A 17,853-nucleotide genomic window follows, 5' to 3' on the forward strand; every position below is an offset into this window, starting at 1 on the left:
TCAGCTCAGGCGCTGATCTTCGTCTCGCTCGCACCACGGCGGGCGCGGACGAAGGCGAGACGCTCTTCGAGCAATTCCTCGAGCTCTGGAATCGTGCGTCGCTCGAGGAGCATGTCCCAGTGCGAACGGGGCACCTTCTCGTTCGAGTGGTCGACCGTCGCGGTCGTGTCGCCGATACGACGGAGTGCCTCGGCACCGCACTGGCGGCACTCCCAGGCATCCGGTACTTCAGCGTCGACTGCGAAGGTCATGACGGTGTCACGCTCACACGACGTGCACGCGTACGTGTGCTGTGCGCGCTCGTGGAAAACAACGCCTTCTTCGCTCTGTAGGCTCTGGGCGCCAAGGCGTATGCCGCGCAGGCTGCGATCTGCCATTGTGTGGTCCTCTCAACAGGTATCAGGTCTAACGTCTTGACCTGGGTGGATCATCCGAGAAGGGCCTGTTCCAGACCCTTTCACAGAGGATGCTCAGCGGGTGCCTCAGTGATGCTCAGGCGAGCACGTCGATGGCAATGTCGGCTCGGTCGGTGACGATGCCATCGACCCCCATGCCGACGAGGCGGATCATCGCGGCGGGGTCGTTCACGGTCCATACGTGCACCTCGACACCGAAGCGGTGCGCGGCCTCGATCAGGCGCGGTGTGACGACGCGCACGCGCCCGTGCCGCTCGGGCACCTGGAGCGCGTCGATGCCGCGCACACTGCGCGAGACGAGCACTCGCGAGCGCATGCGCACTCCCGCGATGACACGGGTGACCGTCTCGCGGCCCGCCGAGGTCGCGGGCACCATCTCCGCCCCGGCGGCCGCGATCGCTTCCAATGTGCGCCGGCGCCGTGCATCGGAGAAGCTCGCGACGAGCACGCGCTCGGCGTGGGGCGCGATCGCCGTGCCCATGGGCTCGGCGACAGCGTCCGACTTGGCATCGAGATTGAACCGGACCGTGGGGAACGCATCGAGCGCCTGAGCGAGCGTGGCGAGTCCGCCGCGCTCGGACATGATCGATTCGAGCTCGGTCGAGGTGACGTCGGCGATCTTGCGCGGGTCGCCCGTCACGCGCTGCAGATCGTCGTCGTGGAACAGCACGACGACGCCGTCGCGCGTGACATGACAGTCCGATTCGACGATGTCCGCGCCCGCGGCGTGGGCGGCCGCGATGGCCGCGAAGGAGTTCTCGGCGACGCCGAGTGCCGTGCTTTCTGGCGTCACGAGTCCCCGGTGCGCGAGCACGCGGGGTCGTACGCCGGCGAGGAACGGGTGCCGGCTCGCCGTCACGTCAGACGTCGCCTGGCGAGCGGCGTGCGGGCATCTCGGTCGACAGAGCCTCTGAAGCGATGTCGTCGGCTGCGGAGGCGGCTTCGCGGGCTGCGGCGACTGCGGCCGAGGCTTCCTGGCTCGCACTCGTCGCGGGCCGGCTCGCACGCGGCCGGGGTGTCGATGCTGCTGCGGCGGCTCGTCCGCCGAACGCGTCGCCGATGCCCTTGAGCGCCTCGGTGAGTTCGCTCGGAATGATCCAGAGCTTGCTCGAGGAGCTCTCGGCGATCTTGGGCAGAGTCTGAAGGTACTGATACGCCAGAAGCTGCTCGTCGGGCGCTCCGGCGTGGATCGCGTCGAAGACCATCTGGATGGCTTCAGCCTCACCCTGCGCGCGCAGCACAGCGGCCTGCTTGTCGCCCTCGGCGCTGAGGATCTCGGCCTGTCGCCGGCCCTCGGCCTCGAGGATCTGCGACTGCTTCGAGCCTTCGGCCGTCAGGATCGTGGCGCGACGCTCGCGCTCGGCGCGCATCTGCTTCTCCATGGAGTCCTGGATCGAGTGGGGCGGGTCGATCGCCTTGAGCTCGACGCGGTTCACGCGCAGGCCCCACTTGCCGGTCGCCTCGTCGAGGACGACGCGTAGCTGGCCGTTGATGTTGTCGCGGCTCGTGAGGGCCTCTTCGAGGTTCAGTCCGCCGACGACGTTGCGCAGCGTCGTCGTCGTGAGCTGCTCGACGGCGCTCAAGTAGTTGGCGATTTCGTAGGTCGCGGCGCGCGCATCGTTGACCTGGAAGTACACGACGGTGTCGATCGAAACGACGAGGTTGTCTTCGGTGATGACCGGCTGCGGCGGGAACGACACGACCTGCTCGCGCATGTCGACGAGCGGACGCAGGCGATCCACGAACGGCACGAGCAGGTTGAGACCGGGTTGCAGGGTGCGCTGATACCGCCCGAGACGTTCGACGACGCCCGCGTAGGCCTGCGGCACGATGCGGATCGAGCGGAAGACCACGACGATCACGAAGATCACCAGGACGACGAGCAGGGCGATCACGAAGATCTGCCCGATGAACGCTCCGGGGTCAACCATCGGGGTTCCTTTCGATAGGGGAAGGGGATGCCGCGGGCCCCACTTCGACGGTCGCACCCAAGACGGTGAGCACGATCGCCCGCGAGCCGACGGCCAGAGGGGTCGAGGTGTCGTGCGGGAGCTTCGCCGTCCAGGTCTCGCCGTTGTCGAGCCGGACGGAGCCGAGACCGTCGACGAAGGGCGCGACGACACGGGCGCCCATGCCGTACAGGGCGTCGACGTTCGTGCGCGCCGGGTCGGCGCGGCGATGCAGGATTCTCAGCAGGAGCGGCCTGATCGCGAAAAGCAGGAGCGCCGACAGTGCAGCCGCCAGTGTGATCTGCAGCCACCAGGGGCCGCCGAGAAGTTCGACGCCGAGGCCGCCGATCAGGGTTCCGGCGGCGAGCATGAGGAACGTGAACTCGAGCGTGAGCACCTCGATCACCACGAACAGCAGCGCGAGGACAATCCAAGCGATCCACAGGTACTGCGTCAGATCCGGAAGCATGGCCACCCCCTCGGTCGCTCCAGAAACACTACCAAGCCCGGGCGGAGCAACGGTCCGTTGATAGGGTCGATTCGTCCCCGAGCGTCGCTCGCCGCCTTGTCATTTCCAGGAGCAGCACCATGTCCCAGATCCTCGAACCCGGCTCGCTGAGCGGCAAAACGGCGCTCGTGACGGGATCATCCCGCGGGATCGGCGCTGACACGGTGCAGTACCTCGCCGAGGCGGGCGCGAACGTCGTCATCAACTTCCGCAACAAGGCTCCTCGCGCTGAGAAGCTCGCGGCGCAGGTGCGTGAGCTCGGGGTCGAAGCCCTCGTGGTCGGTGCGGATCTCACCGACGCCGACTCGGTGAACGAAATGTTCGCCGCCGTCCAGCGCACGTTCGGAAAGCTCGACATCCTCGTGCTGAACGCCTCGGGCGGCATGGAGGCCGGAATGGCCGAGGACTACGCGCTGCAGCTGAACCGCGACGCGCAGGTTCGGGTGCTGGATGCCGCCCTGCCGCTGCTCGGCGACGGTTCGCGTGTCGTGTTCGTCACGAGCCACCAGGCCCACTTCATCCGCACGACGCCGACGATGCCCGAGTACGAACCGGTCGCGCTGTCCAAGCGTGCGGGCGAGGACGCCCTGCGCGAGCGGATTCCCGAGCTGGAGGCGAAGGGCATCGGCTTCGTCGTCGTGTCGGGCGACATGATCGAGGGCACGATCACCGCGACCCTGCTCGAGCGTGCGAATCCCGGTGCGATCTCGTCGCGCCGCGAATCGGCCGGGCGCCTCTACAACGTCTCGGAGTTCGCGGCCGAGATCGCTCGGGCGGCGGTCGAGCCGCTGCCCGAAGACAACACGCGGCTCGTCGGCGATACCGGATCGTTCGCGAAGGAGTGAGCATGCGGGCCACCGACATCGGCAAACTCGTCGCGGTGGGTCGGCCCGACATCGCCCGCGACGGGTCGTTCGCCGTCTTCGCGACGTCGCGCCCCGATCTCGAGGCCAACCGAGACGTGGGCCAGATCTGGCGCGTCGACCTGCCCGACGGAACACCGCGCCGCCTGACGCGCGGCGCCGCCGACACGGCACCGGCACTCTCTCCCGACGACAGCAGACTCGCGTTTCTGCGCGGGGATGAAAAGGGGAGGCCGCAGGTCTTCGTCGTCTCGGCGAACGGCGGCGAGCCCGTGCAGGCGACGGCCGCGCCGCTGGGCGTCTCGGAGTTCGCGTGGGCGCCCGACGGTGCGCGGCTGGCCTACATCGCACGGATGCCCGAGCATGGTCGCTACGGCACGATCGAGGGGCTGGATGCTGCGGCTGAAAGCCCGCGCCGCATCACGGGCGTGCGCTGGCACGCGAACGGCCTCGGCTACCTCGCCGATCAGCCGGCCCACCTGTTCGTCATCGCGGCCCCGCTCGTGGACAGCGAGCCGTTCTACGAGCCGGCCCCCGCTGTCCTCCCCGAGGGCGCGGAGCCCGAGCATCGCCGACGGATCCCGGGGGAGCCGGTACGACTGACCGAGGGCACAGCCTCGCACAGCGGGGTCGTGTTCCGCGGCGACGAGGTGCTCGTGCTCGTCGACGAGATCGAGCCTGATCGCCGCGATCTGCGCTCGCGCATCATCGCGATCGCGCCCGAGGAGGGGGCGCGCGATCTGCTCACGCCCGACGCAGGGCTGTCGGTCACCGACATCGCCGTGGCGCCGGACGGAAGGGTGTTCGTGCTCGCGTCGGAGGTGGGGGAGTCGGGCGTGGATTTCGTCGCACCCGGTGTCGCGCTGTGGGAGCTCGGCGAGGATGCACCGCGCTGCCTCACCGACCCCGAGACGATCGATCTCGGCGAGGTCGGAAGCCACATCGGCTTCGACGAAGATGACGTGCTCGTGCAGGACCGCACGCGCGGCCGCGTGCGACTGCTGCGCGTGACGCGGTCGGGTGTGGTCGCCGAGGTGCTCGGCGGCGATGTGGAGGTCGCGGGGCACGCGGCCGGCGGTGGGCGCATCGTCGCGGCTGTGGCGACGCCTGAATCGTTCGGCGAACTCGTCGTGCTCGATCACGGCCTGCACCGCACCGTGACGGCATTCGGAGCAGCCGTCGCGGCATCCGGGGTCGTGCTGCCGGATGAACGGACGGTGATCGGCCGCGACGGCACACCCGTCCACGGCTGGGTCGCCGCGCCCGAGGGGGAGGGGCCGTTCCCTGTCATCCTGCAGATCCACGGGGGGCCGTATGCCGCCTACGGCATACACCTGTTCGATGAGACGCAGGTGCTCGTCGACGCGGGCTACGCGGTTGTCTACTGCAACCCGCGCGGGTCTGCCGGCTACGGTCGTGCGCATGGGCGCAGCATCCGGGGCGCCATGGGCACGGTCGATCACCACGACGTGATCGACTTCCTCGACGGAGCACTCGCGGGGGATCCCCGGTTGGACGCGTCGCGCGTCGGCATCATGGGCGGGTCATACGGCGGCTATCTGACCGCGTGGATCATCGCGCACGATCACCGGTTCGCAGGGGCGATCGTCGAACGGGGCTTCCTGGATCCGGCGTCGTTCCAGGGAACGAGTGACATCGGATCTTTCTTCGGAGACGAGTACGTCGGCGTCGATCCGGCAGACATCGCGCGGCAGAGCCCGCTCGCCGTCGTCGGCGGAGTGCGCACCCCGACACTCGTGATGCACGCCGAGCTGGACTTCCGGTGCCCCCTCGAGCAGGCGACGCGGTACTACTCTGCGCTCAAGCGGCAGGGGACACCCACCGAGATGCTCATCTTCCCGGGGGAGAACCACGACCTCACGAGGTCGGGTCGCCCGCGGCACCGGGTCGAGCGATTCGCCGCTGTTCTCGGCTGGTGGGAACGGATCCTGCCCACCGGGTGAAAGAGAACGGTCCCCGGCATCTGCCGAGGACCGTCCACCAGGAAGCGTGCCGTTACAGGTCGCTGCCCTTGAAGGTGAAGGCGCGGATGACGTTGACCACGCCGAGCACGATGGCCGAGATGCCGAGCAGCCACCACAGTGCGGCGATGTAGGCCGGCGAGAAAAGCAGGATGAGACCGGCGATGATGCTGATGATCGCGAAGAAGATCGTCCAGCCCTTCGACGAGGTGTCGTTGAGGGTCGTGAGAGACACGATTCCTTCGATGATCCACATGATGCCGACGAGGATCCCGATGAATACGGCGAGGAACGCCGTCGTCGCGCCGAGATTCATGAACGCGATGATGCCCGCGATGATGAACAGCACGCCGAGCAGGATGTGGCCGATCCGCGCCCATCCGCCCTTCGTCTTGGAGAAGATGCCGAGTCCGGCGTAGACGAGGCCGGCGGCGATGGCGTAGATCGCGATGATGGCGGTGACCACCATGGCGGTGCGACCGGGCCAGACGAGAATGAGGATGCCGACGATGACGGCGAGCACGCCGCCGATGCCGAGAGCGGTGCGAATGCCGTTGACGGCCGACTTCGCGACGGGGGAGTCTGTGGACATGGGATTGTCCCTTCCTGAGAGATTCCTGAAAACAGGGGCGCCTGAAGTCTAGACCTAAGGTTCAGAGTTATGTCGTTGTTTCGATGCGGCGTGTGGCGCGGCATCCGGGGGGTCACGACAGTAGGAATGTCGCGAGAAGAATCACGGGGACGCATCCGACCGTCGTGAGGAAGATCGTGTCCCGTGAGATGGTCTCGCCGACGCCGTAGCGCTGGGAGTAGTTGAAGACGTTCTGCGCCGTCGGCAGCGCCGCCAGCACGACGACGACGAGCACGTCGGAATCCGACAAGCCGAAGACGAATCTCGCGACGGCCCACCCGACGAGCGGCATGACGACGAGCTTCAGCGCGGTCGCCAAGACGATGTCCCGCCGGCGCCCGGACGCGCCGAGCACGCGCTGCCCGTAGAGCGAGATGCCGTAGCTGATGAGCAGGACGGGAACGCAGGCATTGGCGAGGAGGATCGCCGGCTCCATGACGATCGGCGGCAGCTCGAGGCCGCTCACGGACACGAGCGTGCCGAGCACGGATCCCAGCACGATCGGGTTGACGGCCGTGCGGCCGAGAACGCGCCAGATCGACGAGCGGCTGGAGCTGACCGCGTCGAGGATGCTGATCGAGATGGGCGTGAAGAGGAGCAGCTGCAGCAGGATGACCGGCGCCGGGAACGCGGCGCTGCCGAGCAGATAGAGCGAGAGCGGGATGCCGATGTTGTTCGAGTTGACCTGTCCTGCGCTCAGCGCCCCGATGAGGGTCTCGCCGACGGAGCGGCGCCAGGCCAGGCGCGCGATCACGACGTAGACCGCCATGACCGCGAGGGCGGCGATGGCCGAGACGGGCAGCAGGGCGGAGAAGAGCATCGCGACGTCGGCCTGTGCGAGTACGACGAACAGCAGGAACGGCGACAGCACGAAGAACGTCAGGCGCGCGAGGACAGGACGCGCGTGTTCGCCGAGCAGGTCGATGCGTCCGATGATCCAGCCGACGAGGATCGCGACGCCCACCACGACGAATCCCGTCAGCGAGTCGAGCATGCTTCGAGCGTAGGGCCGCCGGTGCGGCGATCGAGGACGTCGCCCACTCAGTGGTGTCGCCGATAATGCACATTATGTCAGCTCATGGTCGCGCGCCTCCTCCCCGAACCTCGCCCGCTTTCGTTCACCGGTTCGGGATGTAGGTGAGCGCGACGGCGCCGGAGGCGAACTCCACGCGCCCGGTGAGCGTGAGATCCAGTGGCGCGGACAGCCCGTCGAACAGCCGCGGACCGTGCCCGGCGATCCGTGGCAGCACGACGAACTGGTACTCGTCGATGAGCCCCCACTCCGCCAGTGCCGTCGGAAGGGTCACTCCGCCGGTATAGAGACTCTCCCCGGGCATCTCCTTCACCCGCTGGACCTCGCTCCGCAGGTCGCCGTGAAGAAGCTGCGCGTTCCAGTCCACAGAAGTCAGAGACGACGACACGACGAACTTCTCTGCGGAATCGATCGTCTCGGCGAACGGGTGCGTCCACTCGGGCATGTCGTCCGAGATCGGCGAGCGCCAGGCGTCCTCCATCATCTGATAGGTCACGCGGCCGAGGATGAGAGCGTCGGCACGCGCGATGAAGTCCGTCGCGTGGCGGTGGCTCTCGGGGTCGGGCATCCCCTCCCGGTGGTCGACGCACCCGTCGAGCGTGACGTTGATGGAGTACGTGAGGCTGCGCATGTGAGGAGATTACGACGCGGATGCGGGGCGGGAAAGGGCGCGCGCGTCGTGATCGCCGCGCGACCTGCGCCTGGGGCTACGCGACAGAGCTGCTCGAGGGCTACGGCTCCGTCCGCAGATCACTCCACTCCCCCTGATGTGTCGAAAGCTTCGGCAGTGCAACGTGGGCTCCGCTGAGCCGAGGCTGGCCGTGTCGAATTGACACGTTCAAATTCGCGCCTTACATTCGCCCACAGCCGATTGTAAGGATTCAATTGCGGCCTCGTGCGTGCCCCGCGCGAGCATTTCAAAGGAGAAACGCCCATGACGCCCGACACGCCCGATGCCGCAGGTTCTCGGATCACCCGGCGCCAGCTCATCCAATATTCGGCTCTGGCCGCGGCCGGTCTCGCGATCGCATCGTCCGTATCGACGCCGGGTCGTGCGTCGGCCTTGCCCGCCGTGGCAGGCAGCAGCTTCGGTGCAGGGGCTCGCGTCGGTGCAGCCGCTCAGGGCGCGACCATCGACGGATTCAGTGTTCCCTCCCCCGCGACCGCCGCGCGCTTCCGGTGGTGGTGGCCCAACGCCGAGGTCGACCTGGGCGAGATCGCCGCCGAAGTCAAGACGGTCGCCGACGCCGGCTTCGGCGGTCTGGAGATCTCGGATGTGCACCACAGCGTGAAGGGCGGACTCGACATCGAGCACGCCCCGTGGGGCGGCGAAAAGTGGGTCGCTGCGATGGAAGCCGCGCTGGTCGCAGGTAAAGAGCACGACGTCGAGATCGACATCACCCTCGGACCGTCCTGGCCCGCGGCGCTGCCCGACATCACGCCCCAGTCCGAAGCCGCCATCAAAGAACTCGCCCACGGGTCGGCTGTTCTGACTGCCGGACAGCGCTTCGACGACGTGCTTCCTCAACCCATCGTCGCCGCGCACGCTGGTGTGACCGCGAAGACCCTCATCGCGGTGCAGGCCGCCGAGATCGTCTCGGTCGGCACCCGCACGACGGTGCTGCGTCGGTCGAGCGTGACCGACCTCACCTCACAGGTCACCGGCGGCCGCATCGACTGGACCGCACCCGCCACGGGTGGCTCATGGGTTCTCTTCGCGTATTGGGAGCGGGGCTCGGGTCAGCAGCCCGAGGGTGGTCCGCACACCAATCCCGCGTCGTACGTCGTCGACCACTTCAGCGCGCTCGGCTCGCAGGCGATGATCGACTTCTGGAACGCCAACCTGCTCACGCCTCGCATGAAAGAGTTGCTGCGCGAAGCCGGCGGCACCTTCTTCGAGGACTCGCTCGAGATCGAGACCAAAGCCACGATCTGGACTCCGCGCATCCGAGAAGAGTTCCGCACACGTAAGGGCTACGAACTTCTCCCCCACCTGCCGGTCATCGTCGAGGTCAACGAGAAGTACCTCTACGACTTCGACGACATCGTCACGACGCGCCCGCGCGACGACTTCAACGAGGTCATGAGCGACCTGTATGCCGAGCATCACCTGATCCCGCTTCGGGACTGGGCGCACTCGCTCGGCCTCCAGTACCGCGTGCAGATCTACGGTCTCGAGCAGGACTCGATCCAGCAGGCGTCGATCGTCGACATCCCCGAGTCCGAATCGCTCGGGGCGAAGAATGTCGACGATTACCGACTGCTGGCGAGCGCGCGCGACATCGGCGGCAACACCATCCTCAGCTGCGAAGCGGCCGCCTACCTGAACAAGGCGTACGTCTCGACCTGGCGCAACGACGTGCTCGTCACGGTCGCCGAGATGTTCGGCGGCGGAATCAACCAGGCCGTGTTCCACGGGTTCCCCTACGCCACGGCGCCGGGCGCGACGTGGCCTGGCTTCGCCGCCTTCTCCCCCTACAACGGCGGCGTCGGCTACTCCGAGGCCTGGGGCCCGCGCATGCCCGTGTGGCAGCACATCCCCTCCGTGGCGGCATCCCTCGCGCGCACCCAGTGGGTGCTGCGTCAGGGTCGCGCCGAGTACGACATCGCCTTTTACCGCCAGAAGGGATGGGCGCACACCGGCATCGGCGCGCCGTGGGGAACGGCCGCCGGCATCCCGATCGGCTGGTCGCAGGGGTTCCTCAACGAATCGAGCCTGTTCCTGCCGCTGTCGAAGCTCGAGAACGGTCGCTTCGCTCCGCAGGGCGGCAACTACAAGGCGTTCATCATCGACGTCGACCGCTTTCGCGGCAGCGAGGCGACGATCTCCGTGCGCGCCGCCGAGAAGCTCGTTCACCTGGCGCGGGCAGGGTTCCCGCTCGTGCTGTTCGGCGACTGGAGCAACCCGTCGTCGACGGGATTCACCGATACCGCGACCAACGCCCGGGCCGCCGCCCTCATCGCCGAGCTCAAGGGAGTGCCAACCGTGGCTCAGGCGCCGGCCAACGACGATATCCCGCTCGCGCTCGCGGCGCTCGGGGTCACTCGCGCGGTGAGCCACTCGGCGTCGAACCTCAAGCACGTCCACCGCGTGGACGCAGGGGTCGACTACTACTACCTCGTCAACGGCAAGCACAATCCGGCCAAGGACAAGCTCGTCCGAATCGACCAGGAGGTCACTCTGACGGCGGCTGACGCCCACTCGGTGCCCTTCGAGCTTGACACCTGGACGGGCGAGGTCCGCCGCATCCCCGTCTTCACCCGCCACGGTGCGAAGATCACCGTCAGCGTCCGTCTGGAGCCCGCCCAGTCGATCGTCGTCGTGCTGGCTCCCGCCGGATGGGCCGACGCCGTCGCCCCGTCGCTGAGTATCGCCGGCACCTCTGCCGACGATGCGTCGATCGCCGCCGACGGCACCGTCATGCTTCACGCCGCGACGGCGGGGATTCACACGGCGACGTTGTCGAACGGGCACGTGGCGAAGGCCATCGTGCCTGCGCTTCCCCCGTCCATCCGGCTCACGAATTGGGCGCTCACGGTCGACGACTGGCAGCCGGTCGATGTCAACGGCACCCAGACGAAGCACGTGTCGCACGAGCTGCAGGTGTCGTCGCTGGCGTCGTGGGCGCAGCTCGGGCTGCCCGAAGTCGCCGGCATCGGAGACTACCGGTCGACCTTCACGCTCGACGCCTCGTGGCGGCCGGGCGAGGGCGGCGTGATGCTGTCACTCGGATCGGTGCTCGACACGTTCCGCGTCTGGGTCAACGACACGCTCGTCGACGGCGTCGACATCACGTCGACCGACGTGGACATCTCCGAGTACGTCATGGCCGGTTCCAACACGGTGCGCGTCGAGGTCGCTTCGCCGCTCATCAACCGCCTGCGTGTCGTCACCCCGAGCGTCTACGGAGTCGTCGGGGTGCAGAACTACGGCCTGATGGGGCCGGTCACGGTCTCGGCATTCGGCAGGGCACCCGTCGAGCAACTGCCGGCGACCGTCGAGGTGACGCCTCGCACGCTCGGCGGCAAGGTCTACCTGTCGGTCGAGGTCACCAACCACGCCGACATCTCCGTCAACGTGAAGGTCACGACACCGTACGGCGGCAAGACGTTCACGCAGATTGCCGTGGGGCACACGGCGGCTGTGTCGGTGAATACGCGTCTCGCCCAGCTCGTTGCCGGCACCGTGACGGTCGACGTGTCTGCGATCATCGCCGGTCAGACGGTCACCGAGACGACCTCGGTGCCCTTCGGCTGACCTTCCCTCCCGTGGGGCCCGTGCCGGACACGCGAGCGCGACTTCGGTCACCGCTCTCCCGGCACGGGCTCTCGCGTGCCGCAACTGCGACAGCAGAGGATGATGGATCCATGCCCGCCGCTCATCGCCCCGGCCTTCGGGTCGACTCGAGGATCACGATTCCCGAGTCCGAGCTGTCGTGGCGGTTCTCACGATCGTCGGGTCCGGGCGGGCAGGGTGTGAACACCGCCGACTCGCGGGTCGAGCTCGTGTGGGATGTCGCCGGCTCGGCGGTTCTCACACCGCTGCAGCGCGAGCGGATCCTCGATCGGCTGAGCGGCAGGCTCGTCGACGGCGTCGTCACGATCGCGGCATCCGAGCATCGCGCACAACTGCGCAATCGGGATGCCGCGCGCACGAGGCTGGCAGAGCTCGTGGCCGACGCCGTCCGGCCGCCCGCGCGTGCGAGACGCGCGACGAAGCCGAGTCGAGGATCGAAGGAGCGGCGCCTCGCGCAGAAGAAGCGCCGCACCGACGTCAAGAAGCTGCGTCGTCCGCCTGCGGACTGACAGGTCCGCGACCACCGCGACGGCGGGGCCAGAGTAACGCCGATCCTCCGCCGACCGTAGACTTCTGCGGTTGCGCGCCACCGGCGCCGAGCACGGGAGACCGCCATGTCCGCTGACCGTCCGTCATACCGGACGGTGCTGCGCACCCCTCACGTCACGCGGGTCTTCGGCGCCAGCATCCTCGGTCGCCTCTCGCTCGCGACGTCCGGCCTCGCTCTCGTACTGCTGCTCGAGCAGTCGACCGGCTCGTTCGCCGTCGCCGGAGCTGTCACGGCGGTGCTCGGGATCGCGAACGTCGTCGCGACGCCGTGGCGTGCGCGGCTCATCGACCGGCGCGGACAGCGCCTCGTGCTCGGAGCGCTCAGCTTCGCGCACGCGCTCTCACTCGTCGCGCTGGGGCTCACGCCGGACGCAGCACTCCCCCTGCTGCTCACCCTCAGTGCGCTCGCCGGGGCGAGCGCACCCCCCTTCGGCGCAGCGATGCGCGTGCTGTGGTCGTCGGCGCTGCCGATCGGCCGCATGCGCACGGCCGGCTTCAGCCTCGACGCCGTCGCCGAAGAAATCACGTTCGCCATCGGTCCCCTCGTCGCCGCGCTCCTCGCGGTGGTCATCGATCCCTTCACGGCGCTCGCCGTCGCCGCCGGCGCCGTGGCTTCGGGTGGTGCGCTGTTCATCCTGAGTCCGCTGTCGCGCGCCCAGCGCGGATCCCACGGCACCGAGCTCGACCGGCACCCCGCCGTGTCGCCGCTGCGATCGAAGGGGTTCGTTCCGGTCGTGCTGGCCATGGCGGCACCGGGGATCGTCCTGGGCTGCGTCGAGATCGCCGCTCCCGCCGTCGCTGTCGCCGAAGCCGACACGCTGCTCTCGGGCTTCCTGCTCGCCCTGTTCGCCGCGGCGAGCGCCGTCGGCGGCCTGGTCTACGGTCGTATTCACCCGCGCGTGCGTCTCGAACGACAACTGCTCGTTCTGGCGCTCGTCCTGCTGACGATCACCGCTGTCACGGGGCTGCTCGGCGGCACGGGCGCCGCGATCATTGGCTTCACGCTGAGCGGGATGTTCGTCGCTCCCCTGCTCATCGTCGGATACCTCGCTGCCGACGCGCGCACCGACGAGCGTGTGCGCACCGAAGCGAGCAGCTGGATCAGCGCCGCCGTCAATCTGGGCGCGGCCGGTGGCGCGCTCGTCTTCGGACTGCTGACGGATGCCAGCGGGCCCGGTGTCGCGCTCGCGCTCACCGCTGCTGCCGGAGTCGTCGTCCTCGCGCTGTGTGCCCCGTCCCTGCTGCGGGCGAAGCGGCACGACTGATCACGCGGTCATCCTCCGGCGATGTGCGACGATGCTTGCGATGGACGACGTGACCCGAGAAGAACTGCGGATGCTCCGCGCACGCGCCTACGGTCCGGACGCCGACATCGGGCTCGATCCCGCAGCGCAGGAGCGTCTCGAAGAGCTGGAACACCGCGCCCAGCGGGCGACGCGGCCAGCCGAGGCCGTCGAGGCGGCGCCGGTCGCCGAACCGTCCCCGCTGCCGCCGACGAACGCCGCCGTCGATGCGGTCACAGATGCAGACGAAGGCCCCGCTGACGATCCTGCGCCTGGGCGCTCACTCCCCCGGAGTACCCTCGCGCTGTGGGCCGGCTCGGTCGTCGTAGCGCTCCTCGTGGGCATCGCCGCGACGGTCGGTGCGTCGAGCATCTCGGCACTCGGACGCGACGCGAATGTCCGTCAGGTCGCGATGTTGCAGGCCGACGCCGGCCTGGAGGGGCCCGCGTTCCTCGGATTCGGCAGCGGAGAAGCTTCCGGCTTCGAGGAGTTCTTCGGCCTGACCCCGTTGCTGCCCGGAGAAGATGTCGCGGGGGGCGCCGACCAGACCTGCATGATGGTGGTTTTCACGAGCGACATCGAGGCCAGCGCCGAGTACATCCAGGGCGCCAGCTATTTGGGCTGCGGAGTCGGCGCGTTCCCGGCGACCGTGCAGATCGCGATCGATGCGGGCATGCCCGACCGATTGCGCGAGCGGTTTCCTGAGGGCAGCGCGCTGCAGTTCGTGCTCGAGGGCGACCGGGTGGTCGTCTTCTCGGACGCGGAGTGAGTCCGCGGGTCAGACGACGTCGCTGTCCGAGCGGGTCGTGCGACGCGTGACCTGCTCCCCCACCGTCGGGTCGACCGACGTGCGGGTCACCGAGTCGGTCTGCCGGCGTCGCGCGAGCATGATGAGCCCGATGATGAATACGACCGCGCCCGCACCCATCAGGATGTAGCCGATCAGATCGAGGTTGACCCACTCGACCTCGACATTGACGGCGAACGCGAGGATCGCGCCGACGACGAACAGCAGTACTCCGGCACCGATGCTCATGTTTCTCCCTCCCGGCACGCGCGACGCGTCCCGTCCTCTACCGATCCTCGGGGATGCCGCGCGACCGGGCCAACCGGTTGACAGGCCCTTCGACGGTCCGTTAGGGCGCGCGGATCGATAGCGCTCAGTGGGAGGTGGGCACGACCTCGCCCCACGTGCCGAATTTCGGCTCGCGGCCGTCGCCCGACGAGGTGCCCGACAGGCGCCGCCGCAGCCACGGACCGACGTGCTCGCGGTAGTACGCAGCACCCCGCGCCCCGATCGGCGCGGCGGTGGGCAGCGACCACCACTCCTGCGGGGGCTCGAAGCCGAGCGCGGTCAGCACCCGCGCGGCGACCCGGTGATGGCCGCGCGAGTTCATGTGCAGGCGGTCCTCCGACCAGTACGGCGCCGTGGACAGCTCGCGGTCTGGCCAGTTGAGTGCACGCACGATATCGGGCCGCTCCGCGATGTGCGCGACGACGGCGGCCGACAGCACATCGCCACGCCGCTGGATGACGCGTCGCAGGGGCAGCTGTCCCGAGGGGTTCGCACCCGACAGCAGAATGAGCTGCACGCCCTCCTCATCGCACCGGCGGATGACCCGGTCGAAGGCTTCCAGCACGTGCGCCATGCTCGTGCGCGGGCGCAGCATGTCGTTGCCGCCGCCGTTGAACGACAGATGCGTCGGCTTCAGGGTGAGGGCGGGCTCGAGCTGCTCATCGACGATCGGCCACACGAGCTTGCCCCGGATCGCGAGATTGGCATATGAGATCGGCTGCCCAGCGGCATCCGCCCAGCCCTGCGCGACGAGATCTGCCCAGCCGCGCACGCGGCCGTCGGGAAGATCGTCGCCCACGCCTTCGGTGAACGAGTCGCCGATGGCGACGTAGCGAACGGGAGTCACTGCACCAGCGTACGGCGGCTCATCGTTCATCCAGCGCGCTTCCGCGTCGATCGACGAGCCCCCACGCCGCGGCGGCCGCGACGACGAAGAAGACCGCGAACAGCACGAAGAGCAGGGGCGCTCCTCCTGCGAGCAGCAGCGGCGGCACGCTCAGCGGCGCGATGATCGACGCGATCCGGCCGACACCGGCCGCCCAGCCCGACCCCGTCGCGCGCAGCGACGTCGGGTACATCTCGGGGGTCACGGCATAGAGCGCCCCCCACGCGCCGAGGTTGAAGAACGACAGCGCCATCCCCGCCGCGATCACCGCCGTCTCGGTCGTGGCCGTGCCGAAGAGGACGGCGGCGGTGGCCGATCCCACGAGGAACACCGACAGCGTCGCCCGGCGACCCCAGACTTCGATGAGCCACGCGGCCACGGCGTACCCGGGCAGCTGCGCGAGGGTGATGATGAGCGTGAATCCGAACGAGCGCACGAGGTCATAGCCCTGCGAGACGAGGATCGACGGGATCCAGATGAAGGCCCCGTAATACGAGAAGTTGACGCAGAACCACACGACCCACAGGCTCAGGGTCCGGACGCGGAACTCCCGCGCCCACAGCGCGCCGACGCGCGATGACAGCGACGTCGCGACGGGGGCGTCCACGACGCTGAGCGTGACCGACGGTGCGGAGACGCCCGCGGACTGCTCGAACGACCGCACGATCTCGTCGGCGCGCGCGTGCTTGCCGCGCCGATTGAGCCATCGCGCCGATTCGGGGAGCCCCAACCGCACGATGATGGCGTAGGCCGCAGGGATCGCGCCGAGCGCGAACGCCCAGCGCCAGCCGTCGTCGGAGCCGGGGATCACGAGGAAGCCGATGAGGGCCGCCGCCGTCCATCCCACCGCCCAGAACGCCTCGAGGATGACGATGAGCCGCCCGCGCATGCGTGCCGGGGCGAACTCGCTCACGTACGTCGACGCGACGGGAAGCTCGGCGCCGAGGCCCAGGCCGACGAGGAATCGCAGCACGAGCAGCGCGGCGAGTCCCCCGACGAGCGCGCTCGCCCCCGTCGCGAGTCCGTAGACGAGCAACGTCGCCGCAAAGACCTGACGCCGCCCGAACCGGTCGGCGAGCAGGCCGCCGACGCTCGCCCCGATCGCCATGCCGATGAATCCCACCGACGCGATCCACGCCGTCTCGCCGGGGTGCAGCGACCACTGCGCGGCCAGCGCCGCGATGACGAACGAGATGAGACCGACGTCCATCGCATCCAGCGCCCAACCGAGCCCCGACCCCGTGAGCACCCGCAGGTGACGCTTCGTGAAGGGCAGGGAGTCGAGGCGCTCGGGAATCGTGGCGGCGTCGGTCATATCGTCATGCTACGGATGCCGCAGTCCCCTCACGACAGCATGTCGCGCACGAGCGGAACGACTTTCGTGCCGTAGAGCTCGATCGAGCGCATCATCTTCTCGTGCGACAGCGTCCCCGTCGAGAACTTCATGTCGAATCGCTGCACCCCCAGCGTGCGGACCGTGTCGGCGATCTTCCGCGCCACGGTCTCGGGCGATCCGGCGTAGACGGCGCCTTCGGGCCCGACATCCTGCTGGAAGCGCAGCCGGTTGTAAGCCGGCCACCCGCGCTCGCGCCCGATGGTGTTGTTGAGCGATTCGAACCCGGGGTAGGCCTCGTCCCACGCCTGCTGATCGGTCTCGGCGATATGACCGGGCGAGTGCACGCCGACAGGCAGCGTCTCGCGACCGAAGGATGCCAGTGAGCGGTGGTACAGGTCGACGAAGGGACGGAAGCGGTGTGCGGGACCACCGATGATGGCGAGCATCAGCCCGTAGCCGTACCGCGCCGTGCGAACGACCGACTCCGGCGATCCGCCGACGCCGACCCATGCCTTGAGGCCGCCCTCGGTCTTGGGGTACACGTCGGCATCCTGCAGCGCGGCGCGCGTCGTGCCTTGCCAGGTGACGGGCTTCTCAGCCATGAGCTGAGAGAACAGGTCGAGCTTCTCTTCGAAGAGCACCTCGTAGTCGCGCAGGTCGTAGCCGAAGAGCGGGAACGATTCGATGAACGACCCGCGGCCGAGAATCACTTCGGCTCGGCCCTTCGAGACGGCATCCAGAGTCGCGAACCGCTCGTACACCCGCACGGGGTCATCGCTCGAGAGGACCGTCACCGCCGTTCCGAGGTGGATCGATGACGTGACCGAAGCCGCCGCGGCGAGTACGATCTCGGGGCTCGAGACAGCGAACTCGGGGCGGTGGTGCTCCCCCACGCCGAAGAAGGACAACCCGACCTCGTCGGCGCGGACCGCCTGGGCGACGACCTGCCGGATCGTCTCCGCATCCGACACGCGTTCACCTGCCGCGTCGATCGTGATGTCGCCGAACGTGTCGAGCCCGAACTGCAGTTCCTGGGTCATGCGTG

Annotated in this window: 17 protein-coding genes; 6 read left to right on the forward strand and 11 right to left on the reverse strand. The window is 68.5% G+C overall.

The features are described 5' to 3' along the window. Positions 1-5: 5 nt before the first annotated feature. From AC25Y0_RS03820 to AC25Y0_RS03835, 4 genes are all read right to left on the reverse strand, one after another. Positions 6-377 (reverse strand): RNA polymerase-binding protein RbpA, encoded by a 372-nt coding sequence (locus tag AC25Y0_RS03820; protein WP_488123060.1) that lies wholly within the window; start codon positions 375-377, stop codon positions 6-8. Between the two features lie 115 nt (positions 378-492). Further along, positions 493-1,275: a glycerophosphodiester phosphodiesterase family protein gene (locus tag AC25Y0_RS03825; protein ID WP_488123061.1), complete on the reverse strand. Its 783-nt coding sequence runs from the start codon at positions 1,273-1,275 to the stop codon at positions 493-495. A 1-nt stretch (position 1,276) separates the two neighbouring features. Continuing rightward, entirely contained in the window at positions 1,277-2,347 is a 1,071-nt protein-coding gene (locus AC25Y0_RS03830; protein WP_488123062.1) for an SPFH domain-containing protein, read from the reverse strand. After that, entirely contained in the window at positions 2,340-2,834 is a 495-nt protein-coding gene (locus AC25Y0_RS03835) for an NfeD family protein (RefSeq protein ID WP_488123063.1), read from the reverse strand. Before AC25Y0_RS03835 ends, AC25Y0_RS03830 begins: the two co-directional genes overlap by 8 nt. Before the next feature lie 119 nt (positions 2,835-2,953). Here AC25Y0_RS03835 and AC25Y0_RS03840 point away from each other — a divergent pair, with 119 nt between their 5' ends. Both AC25Y0_RS03840 and AC25Y0_RS03845 read left to right on the forward strand, forming a co-directional pair. After that, positions 2,954-3,718, forward strand: coding sequence for an SDR family oxidoreductase (locus tag AC25Y0_RS03840; RefSeq protein WP_488134212.1), 765 nt, complete (start codon positions 2,954-2,956; stop codon positions 3,716-3,718). Positions 3,719-3,720: 2 nt separating this feature from the next. Continuing rightward, positions 3,721-5,700, forward strand: a complete 1,980-nt coding sequence (locus tag AC25Y0_RS03845; RefSeq protein ID WP_488134213.1) for a S9 family peptidase — start codon at positions 3,721-3,723, stop codon at positions 5,698-5,700. Between the two features lie 52 nt (positions 5,701-5,752). Here the strand turns inward: AC25Y0_RS03845 and AC25Y0_RS03850 are convergent, their stop codons facing one another. The 3 genes from AC25Y0_RS03850 to AC25Y0_RS03860 form a co-directional block, all read right to left on the reverse strand. Further along, positions 5,753-6,310, reverse strand: a complete 558-nt coding sequence (locus AC25Y0_RS03850) for an HdeD family acid-resistance protein (protein ID WP_488123066.1) — start codon at positions 6,308-6,310, stop codon at positions 5,753-5,755. 112 nt (positions 6,311-6,422) lie between these two features. Then, a complete protein-coding gene (locus tag AC25Y0_RS03855; RefSeq protein WP_488123067.1) occupies positions 6,423-7,343 on the reverse strand; it encodes an AEC family transporter in 921 nt (306 codons plus the stop codon). 124 nt (positions 7,344-7,467) lie between these two features. Beyond that, positions 7,468-8,013, reverse strand: a complete 546-nt coding sequence (locus AC25Y0_RS03860) for a dihydrofolate reductase family protein (RefSeq protein ID WP_488134214.1) — start codon at positions 8,011-8,013, stop codon at positions 7,468-7,470. Positions 8,014-8,316: 303 nt separating this feature from the next. Here AC25Y0_RS03860 and AC25Y0_RS03865 point away from each other — a divergent pair, with 303 nt between their 5' ends. The 4 genes from AC25Y0_RS03865 (at position 8,317) to AC25Y0_RS03880 (ending at position 14,280) form a co-directional block, all read left to right on the forward strand. Next, positions 8,317-11,640 carry a glycosyl hydrolase gene (locus AC25Y0_RS03865; RefSeq protein WP_488134215.1) on the forward strand — a complete coding sequence of 1,108 codons (3,324 nt, stop codon included), beginning with the start codon at positions 8,317-8,319 and terminating at the stop codon, positions 11,638-11,640. A 110-nt stretch (positions 11,641-11,750) separates the two neighbouring features. Continuing rightward, positions 11,751-12,188 carry an alternative ribosome rescue aminoacyl-tRNA hydrolase ArfB gene (gene arfB, locus AC25Y0_RS03870; RefSeq protein WP_488123070.1) on the forward strand — a complete coding sequence of 146 codons (438 nt, stop codon included), beginning with the start codon at positions 11,751-11,753 and terminating at the stop codon, positions 12,186-12,188. Between the two features lie 105 nt (positions 12,189-12,293). After that, positions 12,294-13,493, forward strand: a complete 1,200-nt coding sequence (locus AC25Y0_RS03875) for an MFS transporter (RefSeq protein ID WP_488134216.1) — start codon at positions 12,294-12,296, stop codon at positions 13,491-13,493. Between the two features lie 40 nt (positions 13,494-13,533). Beyond that, entirely contained in the window at positions 13,534-14,280 is a 747-nt protein-coding gene (locus AC25Y0_RS03880) for a hypothetical protein (RefSeq protein ID WP_488123072.1), read from the forward strand. A gap of 9 nt (positions 14,281-14,289) precedes the next feature. Here the strand turns inward: AC25Y0_RS03880 and AC25Y0_RS03885 are convergent, their stop codons facing one another. The 4 genes from AC25Y0_RS03885 to AC25Y0_RS03900 all read right to left on the reverse strand — a co-directional run bounded on the left by AC25Y0_RS03885 (position 14,290) and on the right by AC25Y0_RS03900 (position 17,848). Next, positions 14,290-14,547: a DUF6458 family protein gene (locus AC25Y0_RS03885; RefSeq protein ID WP_488123073.1), complete on the reverse strand. Its 258-nt coding sequence runs from the start codon at positions 14,545-14,547 to the stop codon at positions 14,290-14,292. Between the two features lie 124 nt (positions 14,548-14,671). Next, positions 14,672-15,433: an SGNH/GDSL hydrolase family protein gene (locus AC25Y0_RS03890; protein ID WP_488134217.1), complete on the reverse strand. Its 762-nt coding sequence runs from the start codon at positions 15,431-15,433 to the stop codon at positions 14,672-14,674. 19 nt (positions 15,434-15,452) lie between these two features. Further along, entirely contained in the window at positions 15,453-16,787 is a 1,335-nt protein-coding gene (locus AC25Y0_RS03895) for an MFS transporter (RefSeq protein ID WP_488123075.1), read from the reverse strand. Positions 16,788-16,816: 29 nt separating this feature from the next. After that, positions 16,817-17,848, reverse strand: coding sequence for an LLM class flavin-dependent oxidoreductase (locus AC25Y0_RS03900; RefSeq protein WP_488123076.1), 1,032 nt, complete (start codon positions 17,846-17,848; stop codon positions 16,817-16,819). Between the last annotated feature and the right edge of the window lie 5 nt (positions 17,849-17,853).

It is taken from the genome of Microbacterium sp. Y547 (genome assembly GCF_057669785.1).